Genomic DNA, 14,318 nt, shown 5'->3' on the forward strand with positions numbered 1-14,318 from the left:
TCAGAGCTCCAGGATGTCGGCGGCGCGGACCGGCAGGCCGGTCTCGAACGATCGGTTGGCGGCGAGGCCGGTGAGCAGCGAGAGCGCGCCGTCGCGGTGGGTGGAGGCGCGGCCGAGCGGGTCGTCGACGGGTTGCCCGCCGAAGATGTCGGCGAGCATCCGCTCGTCGCCGCCGCCGTGGCCGCCGCTGGTGTCGGGAAGGTCCAGGTCCTCGGGCTTCTCCCAGTGCTTGCGCAGGGTGAGCCGGGCGCCGCGCTCGGGCTCGGGCCGGACCTCGGTGCCCGGCCGCCCGTGCAGCGCCTCGCCCGCGACCGTGCCCGCGGTGCCCGGGTCGACGAACGAGTTCTCCATGACGTCCAGCTCGAGGCGCCCGGCGCTGCCGTTGAACCCCACCCGGTAGCCCTCCCACGGCGAGTAGGCGGTGAGGTGGTAGCTCATCGTGGCGCCGCTGCGGTAGCGGACGGCCACCGCCATGTCGTCCTCGATGGTGATGCCCGGCCCGAAGACGTTCTGGTCCCGGTGGTAGCCGTCCTCGTGCTCGGCGTCGAGGTAGAGCGCGGTCATTTTCTCGTTGCCGGCCAGGTGCAGCGCGAACGGGTCGTCGGCGGCCTCGGGGGCGCCGTGCGCGCGGGCGTAGGGCTGGGCGATGCCGCGGCGGTTGCCGTTCTCGTCGCCGTAGAAGAACAGCCGCCCGAGCCCGTAGACGACGTCGGGGGAGGAGGCGATCCACCAGTTGACGAGGTCGAAGTGGTGGGTGGCCTTGTGCACCATGAGGCCGCCGGAGTTGGCCTTGTCCCGGTGCCAGCGGCGGAAGTAGTCGGCGCCGTGGCGGGTGTCGAGCAGCCACTCGAAGTGCACCGACCCGATCTCGCCGATCGCGCCCGACGCGATCACCTCGCGCACCCGCGCGTGCAACGGGTTGTAGCGGTAGTTGAACGTGACGGTGATCTCGCGCCCGGTCTCGGCCTGGGCGTCGAGGATCCGCCGGCACTTCTGCGCGTCGGTGGTCATCGGCTTCTCGGTGATCACGTCCCGGCCGGCCCGCAGCGCGGCGACGATGTACTCGTCGTGGGTGCGGTCGATCGAGGTGACGATCACGGTGTCGACGCGCTCGGCGTCCAGCATCCGGCCGAAGTCCTGCGCGCCGTAGGTCGGGACGGCCGGCAGGCCGGCCGCGACGACGGTGCGGTTGTGCACGTCCATGCGGGTGTGGTTGACGTCGCAGAAGGCGACGAGCTGCGCCGTGTCGACGTGCGCGCCGGTGATCGCGTCGACGAACATCTGGGCGCGGCCACCGAGGCCGACGATCGCGTAGCGGGGGCGCGGCGAGTTCGCGGCGCTGGGGGACATGCACACTCCCTGTGCTGGTGCCGTTTGCAAAGGGTTGCAAGGCGGCGGTTCGGCTGAGCGGGCAGCTCACGGCGTTGTCGAGCACCGCTGCCGAGGCGGCGGCGGACCAATGATGCAAACGGCTGAAAAAAACCGCAAGACGTTGTTGACGCCGCGCCCCCGGCTCTGAACTAATTGCGCGACGAGCCAGGCCCTGTGCTCGCCGCCACAGAGGGTGGCCGAACACGGCCAGTGTGATCGAAGGAGCTCCCATGGCCATCCTCGGGTCCGCCCGATCCGTGCGCGCGCTACTGGCGGGCGCGGCGGTGCTCACCGTCCTCGCCACCGCCGCGTGTGGCGGCGGGTCGCGCGCGAGCGACCAGGAAGCGGGTGGCCCGCCCGAACGCGAGCAGCCGGTGCAGCTCGAGGTCACGTGGTGGGGCGGGCCGGCGCGGGCCGAGCTCACGCAGAAGGTGCTCGACCTCTACACGCAGAAGCACCCGAACGTCACCTTCACCACGCAGTGGCAGGGCTACTCGGGCTACTACGACAAGGTCAACACCACCGCGGCGGGCCGCAACGCCGCCGACATCATCCAGATCGACAACCGCGTGCTGCGCGAGTACGCGAACAAGGAGCTGATCACCCCGCTCGACGCGTGGGTCGGCAACACCCTGCAGGTCGACGGCATCGACCCGAAGCTGCTGGGCACCGGCAAGGTCGACGACAAGCTGTACGCCGTGCCGCTCGCGGCCAACACGGGCGCCTTCGTCGTGGACAAGACGGTGGTGGAGCCGCTCGGCCTGCTCCCGCCGGAGGCCGGGTGGGCGTCGTGGGACGAGTTCGGCACCTGGGCCGCGAAGGTCACCCAGGCCACCGGCCAGGCGCCGTGGGCCTTCCGGGACGAGAGCGCGAGCATGTCGGTGTTCGAGTTCTGGCTGCGCCAGCAGGGCAAGGAGCTCTACGACGGCCAGAAGCCGGGCTTCACCACCGAGGACGTCACGAAGTGGTTCGAGCTGTGGGCCGGGTTCCGCGAGAGCGGCGCCGCGTCGCCGGCCGAGGTCGCCCAGCCCGCCAACGGCGGTGACATCTCGAAGAACACCGTCATCACCCAGCAGACCGCGGGCACGTTCAGCTACGACAACCAGCTCACCGAGATCGCCAAGGGCACGGACCACGAGCTGGTGCTGGTCCCGATGCCCGGGTCGCAGACCGGCGCGTACGCCCGGCCGTCGCAGTTCTTCACCGCCTACTCGCAGGGCGACAACGTCGCCACCGCCGTCGACGTCATCAACTTCTTCGTCAGCGACCCGGAGGCGGGCGCGATCCTCGGCACCGAGCGGGGCCTGCCGCCCGCCAAGCAGGTGCGCGACGCGGTGTCGCCGAACTTCGACGACCAGCTGAAGGGCGTGCTGGCGTTCGACGAGCGGGTCACGGCCCAGGCCGGCCCCACCCCGCCGGTGCCGGCGCAGGGCGACTCGCAGATGGGGCGGCTGCTGCAGGCCTCGGCGGAGAACGTCGGTTTCGGCCGCCAGACCCCGGCCGACGGCGCCGCGGAGTTCGTCGCGCAGGCCACGGGCGAGCTCGAGCGCGCGGCGAGCTGACGGGGAGCACGCTCGATGGTGGACACGGCGGTACGGCCGACGCCCGGCGCGGCCCCGCGGGAGACGGCACCCGGCGTCCGGCGCCGGAAGGAGGCGATCGCGGGCTACGTGTTCCTCAGCCCGTGGCTGCTCGGCCTCTTCGGAATCACGCTGCTGCCGATGCTCTACTCGCTCTACCTGAGCTTCACCGACTACGACCTGCTGCAGGACCCGGAGTGGGTGGGCCTGGAGAACTACGAGCGGATGTTCACGGGCGACCCCCAGTTCTGGAGCTCGGTCAAGGTCACCCTGCTGTTCGCCGTCACGTCGGTGCCGCTCAAGCTCGCCGTCGCCCTGGGCGTCGCGCTGCTGCTCCACCGCAACCGGCGCGGCGTCGGGCTGTACCGCTCGCTGTACTACGTGCCGTCGCTGCTGGGGGGCAGCGTCGCGATCGCGATCGTGTGGCAGACGCTGTTCGGCGGCCAGGGCGCGATCAACGCATTCCTCGCGTTCTTCGGCGTCGAGGGCCGGGCCTGGATCGCCGACCCGGCCACCGCGCTGGGCACGCTGGTGATCCTGGCGGCCTGGCAGTTCGGCGCCCCGATGGTGATCTTCCTCGCCGGCCTCAAGCAGATCCCCGCGGAGATGTTCGAGGCCGCCGCGCTCGACGGCGCCGGGCGGTTCACGCAGTTCTGGCACGTCACGCTGCCGCTGCTGTCGCCGGTGCTGTTCTTCAACCTGGTGCTGGAGACGATCGCCGGGTTCCAGAGCTTCACTGCCGCCTTCGTCATCAGCGGCGGCATCGGCGGCCCGGCCGACTCCACGTTGCTCTACACGCTCTACCTGTACCTGCGCGGCTTCGGTGACTTCCAGATGGGCTACGCCTCGGCGATGGCCTGGGTGTTCCTCGTGGTGCTCGGCGCCGTCACCGCGATCGTCTTCCGCAGCGGCTCGCTCTGGGTCCACTACGCCGACGAGGGGGACCGCTGATGGCCACGACCACCGCCGTCGCACCGGTCGGCTCGTCCCCGGCGGCGCCCGGCCCCACCGGGCAGAACCGGCGCCCCTGGTACGAGGGCACCACCGCGCACGTCGTGTTGATCGCGATCCTGCTCGTCGCGCTCTACCCGATCGCCTACATGATCGGCACGTCGTTCAAGGCGCCGGAGGAGATCCTCAACAACGTCAACGTGCTCCCCGGCCAGTTCAGCCCCGGCAACTACGCGGACGGCTGGGCCGGCATCCCGGGCGTCACGTTCGGCCGGTTCTTCCTCAACAGCGCCGTGATCGCGCTCGGTGTCGTGGTCGGCAACGTGGTGGCCTGCTCGCTGGCCGCGTTCGCGTTCGCGCGCCTCAAGTTCCCGCTGCGCGGCCTCTGGTTCGCGCTCATGATCGGCACCTTGCTGCTGCCGCACCACGTGCTGATCGTCCCGCAGTACGTGCTGTTCAACAGCCTGCAGTGGATCAACACGCCGCTGCCGCTGATCGTGCCGAAGTTCCTCGCCACCGAGGCGTTCTTCGTGTTCCTCATGGTGCAGTTCATGCGCGGCATCCCGCGCAGCCTCGACGAGGCGGCCGAGATCGACGGCTGCGGGCCCTACCGGCGGTTCTTCTTCGTGGTGCTGCCGCTCACCAAGCCCGCGCTCGTCACCACCGCGGTGTTCTCGTTCATCTGGACCTGGAACGACTTCTTCACTCAGCTCGTCTACCTCAACGACCTCGAGGCCTACACCGTGCCGATCGGGCTGCGGCTGTTCCTGGACTCGAGCGGGCAGAACGCGGTGGCCCCGATGTTCGCGATGTCGGTGCTCTCGCTGGTGCCGGTGTTTCTGTTCTTCCTGGTGTTCCAGCGGCTCATCGTCGACGGGATCAACACCAGCGGGATCAAGGGATGACCGCGGCCTTGCCCGTACGCGGCTGGAAGGAGCAGCTGCGGCGGGTCGGCGAGCTGGCGCTGCTCGGCATCGTCGCCGTGCTGGTGAGCCTCCCGGTGCTGACGCTCGGCGCCGTGGTGGCCACCCTGTCCACGGCCGTCGGGCACTGGGCCGACCACGACGACCTGCCGCCGTGGCGGGCGATGGGCGCCGAGTTCGTGCGACGGCTGCTGCCCGGGGTGCCGGTGGGCGTGGTCGGGGTGCTCGCGGCGCTCGTGGTCTCCCAGCAGGTCGCCTGGCTGCGCGCCGGCGTGGTGCCCGGTGGTGGCGCGGTGCTCGCGGTGTTCGGGGTGGCCGTCGCGTGCCTGGCGGCCGTGGTGCTGCTCGCCGTGCCGCGGCTGGCCGGCGGCAGGTGGCGGTCCGCGCTCGCCGCGGGGTGGACGGACCTGTTGCGCGCGCCGGTCGCCGGCATCGCGGCCCTGGCCGTCACGGGGATCGCGGTCCTGCTGGCGGTGCTCCTGCCCGGGGTGGTGCTCCTGCTCCCCGCACTGCTGGTGCTCGCGCTGCACGCGGTGCACCGCAGGCTGGTGCTGCCCCGCGCGTAGCTCGTTGCCGCAATAGCGACGACTTCGCACATCCAGTACCGACTTCGCACAAGTCGGGCCTTGTGCGAAGGCAGTGCTGGATGTGCGAAGTTGGGTTCTCAGACCGCCGCGAACTCGCCCCCGCGGACGCCGGCGAGGAACGCCGTCCACGCCACGGCCGAGTGGCCGTGGGCCTCCCGGGACCGGTCCTTCGTGTCACGGACCGCGACGCCGCCGCCGGGGAGGGGGGCCACCTCGACGCAGCCGCTGCTGTTGCCGCCGCTGCCGCTGAAGCTGCTCGTGCGCCAGGCCAGGCCGTCGAGGTTCGGGGTGGGCATCGGGCACCTCTTCGCGTCGCGGCCTCACATCTGCGTGGCCACCCGCTCGATCAGGGCCGCCGACTCCTCGGGGCTCAGCGCCAGCGAGCGCAGGTGGTCGAACACGACCCTACCCCGGGCGACGTCGTCGGCCTTCTCGATGTGGACCGATCCCATGGGGTGCTCGACGTAGCCGATGTCGGGCTCTCCCAACCTCTCGAAGTTGAGCAGCGTGAACGCGCCGGTGACGCCCTGATAGGCGCCGACGTCCGCCGGCAGCACCTGGACCGTGACCGTGTCGAGCTCCCCGGCCTCCAGCACGCTCGCGAGCTGCGCGCACATGACGTCGGGGCTGCCGATCACCCGCCGCACCGCCGCCTCCTCGATCACCGCGACCAGCGTCAGCGGGTTCTCCGGGTCGGCGAGCCGCTGCTGCCGGATCATGCGGACCTCGACGTCGTTCTCGCGCACGGCCCGGCTGCCGACGTGCAGCGACCTCGCGAACAGGGCGCGCGCGTAGTCGGCCGTCTGCAGCAGTCCGGGCAGGTAGTTCACGGTGTACTCGCGCACCGCGCTCGCCTCGGCCTCGAGGGGCACGTAGCCCTGGTCGTCGAGGCCGTAGGCGCGCCACCAGCCCTTCGCCCCGGCCTCGCGCGTGAGGGTGAGCAGGGCGTTCCAGTCGTCGCCGGAGACTCCGAAGATGTCCATCATCGTGCGCACGACGTGGACGTCGACGCCCTGGTGGGCGTTCTCGATGCGGCTGAGCTTGCTCGGGGAGAAGTCCAGTTTCGGGGCGAGGTCCTCGATCGTCAGGCCGGACTTCCGCCGCAGGTCGCGCAGGATGCGGGCGAGCTGTCGCCTGCGGACGAGGGCCCCGCTGCGCACAGCCATGGTCACAGAGTGTCAGTGGGAGATGCGGGGTGAAAGATCCAGGTGCGAGACTCGCGCCCATGCACGTCCCGCGCTTCTTCATCCGACAGAAGATCACGATGATGGTCAACCGCTACGAGATCCGGGGCGCGGGTCCGGACGGTGGCGAGGGCCCGCTCCTCGCGTTCGCCCAGCAGAAGCGCATGAAGCTGCGGGAGGAGGTGGTCTTCTACGCCGACGAGTCCCGGTCGCGTCAGGTGTTCTCGTTCAAGGCCCGCCAGCGCCTGGACGTGCACGCCGAGCACGACGTGTTCGACGAGCACGGCAACGCGATCGGCTACTTCCGCAAGGCGTTCGGCGCGAGCCTGCTGCGCTCGACCTGGACCATGTCCGGCCCGGGCTACGAGGCGGTCGGCAAGGAGCGCAGGCCGATCCTGGCCATCGTGCGCCGGATCTGGGACTTCATCCCGTACCTGGGCGACGTCTGGGTGCCGTTCGTCTTCCACTTCGACTTCGTGGACACCGCGACCGGGCGGCCGGTGCTGTCCAGCGAGCGGCGCAAGGCGATCCGGGACCGCTACGTCGTCGACGTGCCCGACCCGCGCGTCGACTTCCGGGTGGCCGCGTCCATGGCGGTGGCGCTCGACGCGCTGCAGTCGCGGTGAGCGGGCCGCAACGCGTCGCCGTCGTCGGCGCGGGCATCCTCGGGGCATGCGTGGGCTGGAACCTCGCCCGGCGCGGCGTCGCGGTGGTCCTCCTGGACGCGGGCCGGCCGGGCGAGGGCGTCACCAACTGGTCCTTCTCGTGGGTCAACGCCAGCAACAAGACCGCGCGCAGGTCCTACTTCGACCTGAACGTGGCGGGCATGGTGGCGTATCGGGAGCTGGCCAGGACCATCGGGCCGGACTCGTGGTGGCATCCCAGCGGCCACCTGCGGTGGGCGGACGATCCCGCAGCCGAGGCGACGCTCCTGGGAACGGCCGGGCTGCTGGCCGGCTGGGACTACCGGGTCGAGATGTGCACGGGGGCCGAGGTGCGCCGCCGCCTCGAACCGGCCATCACGGTGCCGGCCGAGGTCCCGGTCGCCTTCTACCCCGACGAGGCCTGGGTGCACGGGCGCCGTCTCGTCGCCCGCCTGGTCGACCAGGCCGTTGCCGCCGGCGCCGAGCACCGGTCCGGCACCGCGGTAGTCGACATCGGCACCGGTGCCGACGGGAGCATCCGGACGGTCACCCTGTCCGACGGGAGCCGTCTCGACGTCGACGTCGTCGTGAACGCGGCCGGCCCGGGCGCCGCCCACGTCGCCGGGCTCGTCGGACGGCACCTGCCGATGCGCCGGGAACCCGGCGCCGTCACCCGGCTCGGCTGTGCCGAGGTCCCGGTTCACCGGGCAATGCACGCGCCGCACATCGAGATCCGTCCCGACGGAGACGGTTCGGTGGTGCTCCACAGCCGCGAGATCGACGCGCTCATCGACACGGGCGAAGATCCCGCGGAACTCGCGCGGCTGCTCCACGAATCGGCGCGGCGGGTCGTTCCGGCGCTCGGTGACTCCCGCATCGCGGAGACCCGGGTGGCCGAGCGGCCCATCCCGGCCGACGGATTTCCCTGCGTGGGAGCGGTGCCGTCCGTGCCGGGCTACCACGAGGCCGTGTCCCACAGCGGCATCACGCTCGGGCCGGTGATCGGCCGCCTGCTGGCCTCGGAGATCCTCAGCGGGACGAGGGACGAGATGCTCGCGGACTTCCGCCCGGAGCGGTTCCCCGCGTGATCCGTCAGAACCAGTCCGGGTCCATCTCCACGGTGGTGCGGTCGAGGTCGGCGAGCAGGTCGAGCTGCGGGCCGGTGCGGGGCAGCTCGCGGCGGAAGAAGTAGCGGGCCGCCTGCCGCTTCCCGCGGTGGAACGGCTCGTCGCGGTCGCCGCAGGCGAGGTACTGCTCGAGCCAGATCCAGGCGATGACGGCGTGGCCGACGGCCTCGAGGTAGGTCGAGGCGTCGGCCAGCCGGTCCGGGTCGGCCGAGTCGTGGATCCGCCCGGTGACGGCGACGACCCGGTCCCAGACCGCGCCGAGCTGCCCGGCCAGCTCCGCCGCCTCGCCGGTCGTGGCGCGGGCGCAGGTGGTGGCGACCGTCTCGCGCAGCAGGGCGAGGCCGGCGCCGCCCTGCATGGCGACCTTGCGGCCGAGCAGGTCGAGCGCCTGGATGCCGTGGGTGCCCTCGTGGATGGGGTTGAGCCGGTTGTCGCGGTAGTGCTGCTCGACGTCGTACTCGCGCGTGTAGCCGTACCCGCCGTGCACCTGGATCGCGAGGTCGTTGGCCGCCAGGCACCACTGCGACGGCCAGCTCTTCGCGACCGGGGTGAGCACGTCGAGCAGGAGCCGGGCGCGGCCCGGGTCGGCGCTCGCGTCCTGCTCGTCGAGCAGCCGGCCGCAGTAGAGCACGAGCGCGAGGGCGCCCTCGGCGTAGCACTTCTGCGCGAGCAGCATCCGGCGGACGTCCGCGTGCTCGATGATCGGGACGGGCGGTGCGGCCGGGTCCTTCGCCGCCGGCGCGCGGCCCTGGGTGCGCGTGCGGGCGTAGTCGAGGGACTTGAGGTAGCCGGTGTAGCCGAGGGCCGCCGCGCCCGCGCCGACGCCGATCCTCGCCTCGTTCATCATGTGGAACATGCAGGCCAGCCCGCCGTGCTCGGGCCCGACGAGGTGGCCGACGGCACCCGCGCCCTCGCCGAAGTTGAGCAGGGTGTTGGTGGTGCCGCGGAAGCCCATCTTGTGGTTGAGCCCGGCCAGCGCGACGTCGTTGCGCTGGCCGTCCGGCAGGAACTTCGGCACCGCGAACAGCGAGATCCCCCGCACACCCCCAGGTCCGCCCGGGATCTTGGCGAGCACGAGGTGGACGATGTTCTCGCCGAGCTCGTGCTCGCCCGCGGAGATCCACATCTTGTTGCCGAACAGTCGGTACGAGCCGTCGGGCCGCGGTTCGGCGCGGGTGGTGATGTCGGCGAGCGCGGAGCCGGCCTGCGGCTCGGAGAGGCACATCGTGCCGTGGAAACGGCCCTCGAGCATCGGGCGGACGTACGCCTCGACCTGTTCGGGTGTGCCGTGGGCGCGCAGCAGGTTGGCGGCGGCGATGGTCAGGAACGGGTAGGCCCACGTGCCGGGGTTGGCGGCCTGGAACCAGGCGAAGGCGGCCGTGGACACCACGTGTGGCAGCTCGACGGCGCTCTCGACGAGCCCGGTCTGCGCCAGCACGTCCAGCGCCTCGCGGACCTCGGGGATCATGTGCACGCGCTCGCCGTCGAACGTGGGCTCCTCGGCGTCGGCGCGCTTGTTGTGCGGCGCGAACTGCTCGTCCGCGACCTCGGCGGCGAGGTCGAGCACCGCGTCGACGGTCTCGCGGGGGAGCAGGGACCCGGCGTCGAGCCAGTCGTGGAGCAGGAAGTCCAGGTCCCGGCGCGACAGCAGCAGCGTCATGACGGATCACCCTTCAGCGCGCGCAGCACGACGTCGGTGAGGTGCTCGAGGTAGTCGGGCCCGGCCGGGGCGCGCCGGACCGAGAGCCGCCAGTACACGGGCGCGGCGACGAGGTCCAGGGCCATCTCGAGGTCGGTGCCGGCGGGCAGCTCGCCGCGGTCGACGGCGCGCTGCAGGACGGTGGCGCCCAGTGCGCGCCGCGGCTCGCCGATCGCGGCCCGCACGGCCTCGGCCACCTCCGGGTTGCGCACGCCCTCGGCTGCGAGGTCGGGGAGGATCCGGGAGAAGCGGGGGTGGGTGAGCCAATCCTGCAGCGCCTGCAGGAGGCCGAGGAGGTCGCCGCGCAGCGCGCCGGTGTCGGGCGCCGTGGCCAGCTCGAGGCTGAAGTCCCCGAGCACGGCCATGACCATCTCCTGCTTCGACGGCCAGCGCCGGTAGAGCGCGCTCTTGCCGACGCCCGCCCGCCGCGCGACGGCCTCCATCGAGAGCTTGCCGTAACCGGTCTCGGCGAGCTCGTCGAGCACCGCCTCGGTGATCGCCTCGGTGACGTCCGGCTGCAGGACGGCCGCGCCCGTCGGGGTCCGCTTCCGGCTTACTCCCACGGTCGTCGAGTATGGCATGGACGGGACGGTACCGTCCCGTTAGTGTTCGTCGGGACGGAACCGTATCGTCCTTTGGGGGATGGGATGACCGCACCGGATGTCGTCGACCGGGCGCTGGAGCTGCTGCTCGCCCACGACATGGCCGGGTTCGCCGGTCTCTGGGCCGCCGACGGGACCATGGAGTTCCCGTTCGCGCCCGACGGCTACCCGCGGCGGCTGGATGACACCACCTGGACGCCGCTCGCTACGGCCGGAGTTGTTCAGGACCCTCCTCGGCGGCGCCGAGGAGCTGGCGGCGCTGGGCGGTGACCGGTGACCGTGCTCGTCACCGGCGGCACCGGCACCACCGGCAGCCGCGTCGTCGCCGCGCTGCGCGAGCGGGGCGTGCCGGTGCGCGTCGCGAGCCGCCGCCCGGCGGTGGGGCAGGTCCGCTTCGAGTGGGCCGACCCCGCCACGCACGCGGCGGCGCTCGACGGGGTCCGGGCCGTCTACCTCGTGGCCCCGGTGGGCGTCGCCGACCCCGCCCCGCTCGTCGCGCCCTTCCTCGACCGGGCGCGCGAGTGCGGGGTGCGGCGGGTGGTGCTGCTCAGCTCGTCGGCGGTGCCGGAGGGCGCCCCCGGCCTCGGTGAGCTGCACCGGATGGTGCGGGCGGGCGTCGCGGAGCCCACCGTGCTGCGGCCGTCCTGGTTCATGCAGAACCTCCTCGGCGACCACCCGCACGCGCGTTCCGCACGCGTCGACGGCGAGATCGTCACGGCCACCGGCGACGGGCGGGTGGCGTTCGTCGACGCGGGTGACATCGCGGCGGTCGCCGCCCACGCCCTCGCCGACGAGGAGCCGCGCGTCGGCGAGTACGTGCTGACCGGGCCGGAGGCGCTGAGCTACGCCGGCGCCGCCGCCGTGCTGACCGAGGTCACCGGCCGTCCCGTCCGTCACCGGTCGGTCGGCGTGGCCGAGCTGGCCGAGCGCCTCGTCGCGGCGGGCTACCCGGCCGACTTCTCCGCGGTGCTCGCCGGCCTCGACGCGGACATCGCCCGCGGCGCCGAGGACCGCACCACCTCCGCCGTCCGGGACGTCACCGGCCGCCCGCCGCGGTCGTTCCGGGAGGTCGCGTCGTGAGGCTGCCGGCCGGTGCCGGGCCCACCTCCCGGCGTGGGGCGATCACGAGGGCGCAGGCCACCAGGGCGGTCGCCACCGCGAGCACCAGGGTGAGTCCCGCGGCCGGATCGGGCGTGGCGAGCAGGATCCAGCCGAACCCGGCCGCGCCCAGCGAACCGCCGAGCTGGCGGGCGAACATCAGCGTCGCCATCGTCGCGCCCATGCTCTCGGCCGGCGCGAGGCCCATCCCGAGCAGCGTGTACGCGGCCATGCCGAGCCCCAGCGCCGCGCCGGCCATGGTGAGCCCCGCGACGGCCACGGTGTAGCGCAGGAGCGTGGGCTCGGCCGCGAGCTGGGGGAGCGCGGCGAGCAGCCCGAGGCCCCCGACCCCGAGTGCGAGCGAGAGCCGTCCCCACGGCGCGAGCCGCGGGCGCCGGCGGGCCAGCACCGAGAACGCGGTGCTCGCGGCTAGCTGGCCCCCGGTGAGGGCGAGCAACAGCGCGCCGGTGACCGCGGTGCCCGCGCCCAGCCCGGAGGCCAGGGCGAGCGGGACGAACGCGAACGTCCCGAACAGCGCGATGCCCGACAGCGCGGTGACGGCGACGGCGCGGGCGAGCGGCACGATCGTCAACAGCGCCGGCGGGACGAGCGGGTTCTCGGCCCGCCGCTCGACGCGCACGAACGCGACGGCGCAGACCACCACCGCACCCGCCAGCAGCGCCGCCCACGGCGGGCTGCTGCCGAGGCCGTCGCTCGACCCGAGCGCGACCAGTGCCGCGCCCCCGACCGCGACCAGCGCCGCGCCGCCGACGTCGAAGGCGCCGGTGCGCCGTTCCCGCCGCCCGGGGAGCGCCCGCCACCCCAGCGCCAGTGCCACGGCGCAGATCGGCAGCGGCAGCGCGAACACCCAGCGCCAGCCCGCGGTGGCCGCGACGATCCCGCCGAGCGGTGGTCCGGCGAGCGCGGAGACGGCGAAGACGGCGGTGCTCCAGACCTGGCGGCCGATCCGCTCCTGCGCGTCGAAGAGCTCGCCGAGCGCGCTGATCGCGGTGACGACGAGTCCGCCACCGCCGACGCCCTGCACCACCCGCGCGGCCAGCAGTGCCGGGAACGTCGGTGCGAACGCCGAGGCCAGCGAGCCGACCGTGAACAGCAGCAGCGCGGCGACGAAGACCGCCCGCCGCCCGAACCGGTCGCCCAGTGCCCCGTGCGCCGGGGTCGACACGGTGACGGCCAGCAGGGAGACGGTGAAGACGGCGGGCGCGGCCGCGGGCTGCCCGAGGTCGGCGCCGATCGCCGGCAGGGCGGCCACCGCGATCGTGCCCTCCAGCTGCGCCACGAGCATGCCGAGGAGCAGCGCGGCGAAGGCGAGCTCCCGCCCCCTCAAAGATGCGTGCATATCGCACACGCTATTATGTGCGCATCGCACACGCAAGGAGGGGTCGTGGAGACAGGTGAGCCGGGGGCCGCACTGTTCCGCCTCGTGCGGTACTGGTCGCGCCGATGGATCCTGCAGGCGTCCGAGGAGCTCACGGGGGAGCAGCGGCGGGTGCAGGACATCCTCGTGCTCGACGCCGTGGCGGCCGCCGCGCGGCGCGATCCCGAGGTGGCGGTGGCCGACGTCGCCCACCAGCTGGGCATCGACCGGTCCGGCGCGAGCCGGTTCGTCACCGCCGCGGTGGAGCACGGCTACCTGGAGCGGCGCCCGTCCGCGGCCGACGCCCGCCGCGCGGTGCTCACCCCCACCCCGGGCGGCCGGGAGCTGCTCACCGGCTCGCGCGCGTGGCAGGAGCAGGTCTACGGCCGGCTCACGCAGGACTGGGATCCGGAGGACGCGGCCCGGTTCGCCGGCTACCTGCAGCGGCTGGAGTCGGAGCTGCCCTGAACGCGAACACGCAGCGTGTCCGCCAGGAGAGATACGCCCTCATTCAGGTGGTCGGCCCTCACCGTGCGTCGCGGTCGGCGTCCGCCGCTGCTTTCCGGGCCGGGTTCGGCGGTCTCGAAAGAAGGCGTAACCAAACGCAAAGTAATGGATTCATTCGATAGTGGCGCCGGATTGTTGATATCCGGGGCGGGCCACTAACGTTTTTCGCAGTCAGCGACGGCTCCCCGGTCATCAGCGCTGACTCCGAATCGGGTCGGCTCCGCCGGCTCAGTACCCCCTCGAACAGGAGATCAACTGTGCTGAAGAAGGCTGGAATCGTCGTGGCCACGGCCGCTGCCGGTCTGCTCGCGGTGAGTCCGCTCGCCTTCGCAGGCGACGACGATGGTCACGGTCACGGCCACAGCAAGGTCGAGGACGTCAACAGCGTCGACGGCTCGAACGAGGGCCTGATCAACGTCGCCGGCAACAACCTCTCCGCCCCGGTGAACGCGTGCGACAACCAGGTTCCGGTGAACGTCCTGGGTGTCCAGGTGCCGCTCAACAACACCTCGGTTCTCGCCGACCTCACCGGTGCGCTCGGCGGTGGCCTGCTGGGTGCGAACGAGTCGGATGCGGACTCCGACGGCGACACCACGCTCGACGACTCCTGCTCGGCGGCGGCCGAGACCGGCGACAGCGTCGAGATCGACGACTGATCATCGGGTAG

Annotated in this window: 16 protein-coding genes; 10 read left to right on the plus strand and 6 right to left on the minus strand. The window is 72.5% G+C overall.

Translation table 11 applies throughout. The annotated features are described in order from the left end of the window. Window positions 1-1,350 (minus strand): Gfo/Idh/MocA family oxidoreductase, encoded by a 1,350-nt coding sequence (locus ACU436_RS12260; protein WP_459024646.1) that lies wholly within the window; start codon window positions 1,348-1,350, stop codon window positions 1-3. A 251-nt stretch (window positions 1,351-1,601) separates the two neighbouring features. On the opposite strand from ACU436_RS12260, the gene ACU436_RS12265 reads away from it, so the two are divergent. The 4 genes from ACU436_RS12265 to ACU436_RS12280 are packed head-to-tail and all read left to right on the plus strand — an operon-like array spanning window position 1,602 to window position 5,391. Beyond that, the gene (locus ACU436_RS12265) at window positions 1,602-2,933 is read left to right on the plus strand and encodes an ABC transporter substrate-binding protein (RefSeq protein ID WP_459024648.1); all 1,332 of its coding nucleotides are present in this window, start codon (window positions 1,602-1,604) and stop codon (window positions 2,931-2,933) included. Window positions 2,934-2,948: 15 nt separating this feature from the next. Then, window positions 2,949-3,902, plus strand: coding sequence for a carbohydrate ABC transporter permease (locus tag ACU436_RS12270; protein WP_459024650.1), 954 nt, complete (start codon window positions 2,949-2,951; stop codon window positions 3,900-3,902). After that, window positions 3,902-4,807, plus strand: a complete 906-nt coding sequence (locus ACU436_RS12275) for a carbohydrate ABC transporter permease (RefSeq protein WP_459024652.1) — start codon at window positions 3,902-3,904, stop codon at window positions 4,805-4,807. The genes ACU436_RS12270 and ACU436_RS12275 overlap by 1 nt, the downstream gene beginning before the upstream one ends. Next, window positions 4,804-5,391, plus strand: a complete 588-nt coding sequence (locus ACU436_RS12280) for a hypothetical protein (RefSeq protein ID WP_459024654.1) — start codon at window positions 4,804-4,806, stop codon at window positions 5,389-5,391. Before ACU436_RS12275 ends, ACU436_RS12280 begins: the two co-directional genes overlap by 4 nt. Before the next feature lie 98 nt (window positions 5,392-5,489). On the opposite strand, the gene ACU436_RS12285 is transcribed toward ACU436_RS12280, so the two are convergent. Beyond that, the gene (locus ACU436_RS12285) at window positions 5,490-5,708 is read right to left on the minus strand and encodes a DUF397 domain-containing protein (protein WP_459024656.1); all 219 of its coding nucleotides are present in this window, start codon (window positions 5,706-5,708) and stop codon (window positions 5,490-5,492) included. Between the two features lie 24 nt (window positions 5,709-5,732). Beyond that, window positions 5,733-6,578 carry a helix-turn-helix domain-containing protein gene (locus ACU436_RS12290; protein ID WP_459024658.1) on the minus strand — a complete coding sequence of 282 codons (846 nt, stop codon included), beginning with the start codon at window positions 6,576-6,578 and terminating at the stop codon, window positions 5,733-5,735. 59 nt (window positions 6,579-6,637) lie between these two features. Between ACU436_RS12290 and ACU436_RS12295 the strand changes: the two genes are divergently transcribed. Both ACU436_RS12295 and ACU436_RS12300 read left to right on the plus strand, forming a co-directional pair. Then, complete coding sequence (locus ACU436_RS12295) at window positions 6,638-7,222, plus strand: LURP-one-related/scramblase family protein (RefSeq protein ID WP_459024660.1); 585 nt, start codon at window positions 6,638-6,640, stop codon at window positions 7,220-7,222. Beyond that, the gene (locus ACU436_RS12300; RefSeq protein ID WP_459024661.1) at window positions 7,219-8,328 is read left to right on the plus strand and encodes an NAD(P)/FAD-dependent oxidoreductase; all 1,110 of its coding nucleotides are present in this window, start codon (window positions 7,219-7,221) and stop codon (window positions 8,326-8,328) included. Before ACU436_RS12295 ends, ACU436_RS12300 begins: the two co-directional genes overlap by 4 nt. A 4-nt stretch (window positions 8,329-8,332) precedes the next feature. Here ACU436_RS12300 and ACU436_RS12305 read toward each other — a convergent pair whose 3' ends face one another. Both ACU436_RS12305 and ACU436_RS12310 read right to left on the minus strand, forming a co-directional pair. Next, complete coding sequence (locus ACU436_RS12305) at window positions 8,333-10,027, minus strand: acyl-CoA dehydrogenase (protein WP_459024663.1); 1,695 nt, start codon at window positions 10,025-10,027, stop codon at window positions 8,333-8,335. Beyond that, window positions 10,024-10,629, minus strand: a complete 606-nt coding sequence (locus ACU436_RS12310) for a TetR/AcrR family transcriptional regulator (RefSeq protein WP_459024665.1) — start codon at window positions 10,627-10,629, stop codon at window positions 10,024-10,026. Before ACU436_RS12310 ends, ACU436_RS12305 begins: the two co-directional genes overlap by 4 nt. 84 nt (window positions 10,630-10,713) lie before the next feature. Here ACU436_RS12310 and ACU436_RS12315 point away from each other — a divergent pair, with 84 nt between their 5' ends. Together ACU436_RS12315 and ACU436_RS12320 are read left to right on the plus strand one after the other, a co-directional pair. Continuing rightward, on the plus strand, window positions 10,714-10,938 hold the full coding sequence (locus ACU436_RS12315; RefSeq protein ID WP_459024667.1) for a hypothetical protein: 225 nt from the start codon (window positions 10,714-10,716) through the stop codon (window positions 10,936-10,938). Between the two features lie 3 nt (window positions 10,939-10,941). Next, window positions 10,942-11,748 (plus strand): NAD-dependent epimerase/dehydratase family protein, encoded by an 807-nt coding sequence (locus tag ACU436_RS12320; RefSeq protein ID WP_459024669.1) that lies wholly within the window; start codon window positions 10,942-10,944, stop codon window positions 11,746-11,748. Here the strand turns inward: ACU436_RS12320 and ACU436_RS12325 are convergent. After that, complete coding sequence (locus tag ACU436_RS12325; RefSeq protein WP_459024671.1) at window positions 11,705-13,126, minus strand: MFS transporter; 1,422 nt, start codon at window positions 13,124-13,126, stop codon at window positions 11,705-11,707. The genes ACU436_RS12320 and ACU436_RS12325 overlap by 44 nt on opposite strands. Before the next feature lie 45 nt (window positions 13,127-13,171). Here ACU436_RS12325 and ACU436_RS12330 point away from each other — a divergent pair, with 45 nt between their 5' ends. Further along, window positions 13,172-13,612 carry a MarR family winged helix-turn-helix transcriptional regulator gene (locus tag ACU436_RS12330; protein WP_459024673.1) on the plus strand — a complete coding sequence of 147 codons (441 nt, stop codon included), beginning with the start codon at window positions 13,172-13,174 and terminating at the stop codon, window positions 13,610-13,612. Between the two features lie 296 nt (window positions 13,613-13,908). Beyond that, window positions 13,909-14,307, plus strand: coding sequence for a hypothetical protein (locus ACU436_RS12335; protein WP_459024675.1), 399 nt, complete (start codon window positions 13,909-13,911; stop codon window positions 14,305-14,307). The last annotated feature ends 11 nt before the right edge of the window (window positions 14,308-14,318 follow it).

The sequence above is a fragment of the Pseudonocardia wallangbongensis genome, assembly GCF_054486945.1.

Bases quoted from the DNA above. Each gene is read 5' to 3' on its own strand.
- ACU436_RS12260 (WP_459024646.1), bottom strand. From the start codon at position 1,350: ATGTCCCCCAGCGCCGCGAACTCGCCGCGCCCCCGCTACGCGATCGTC.
- ACU436_RS12265 (WP_459024648.1), top strand. From the start codon at position 1,602: ATGGCCATCCTCGGGTCCGCCCGATCCGTGCGCGCGCTACTGGCGGGC.
- ACU436_RS12270 (WP_459024650.1), top strand. From the start codon at position 2,949: ATGGTGGACACGGCGGTACGGCCGACGCCCGGCGCGGCCCCGCGGGAG.
- ACU436_RS12275 (WP_459024652.1), top strand. From the start codon at position 3,902: ATGGCCACGACCACCGCCGTCGCACCGGTCGGCTCGTCCCCGGCGGCG.
- ACU436_RS12280 (WP_459024654.1), top strand. From the start codon at position 4,804: ATGACCGCGGCCTTGCCCGTACGCGGCTGGAAGGAGCAGCTGCGGCGG.
- ACU436_RS12285 (WP_459024656.1), bottom strand. From the start codon at position 5,708: ATGCCCACCCCGAACCTCGACGGCCTGGCCTGGCGCACGAGCAGCTTC.
- ACU436_RS12290 (WP_459024658.1), bottom strand. From the start codon at position 6,578: ATGGCTGTGCGCAGCGGGGCCCTCGTCCGCAGGCGACAGCTCGCCCGC.
- ACU436_RS12295 (WP_459024660.1), top strand. From the start codon at position 6,638: ATGCACGTCCCGCGCTTCTTCATCCGACAGAAGATCACGATGATGGTC.
- ACU436_RS12305 (WP_459024663.1), bottom strand. From the start codon at position 10,027: ATGACGCTGCTGCTGTCGCGCCGGGACCTGGACTTCCTGCTCCACGAC.
- ACU436_RS12315 (WP_459024667.1), top strand. From the start codon at position 10,714: ATGACCGCACCGGATGTCGTCGACCGGGCGCTGGAGCTGCTGCTCGCC.
- ACU436_RS12325 (WP_459024671.1), bottom strand. From the start codon at position 13,126: ATGCACGCATCTTTGAGGGGGCGGGAGCTCGCCTTCGCCGCGCTGCTC.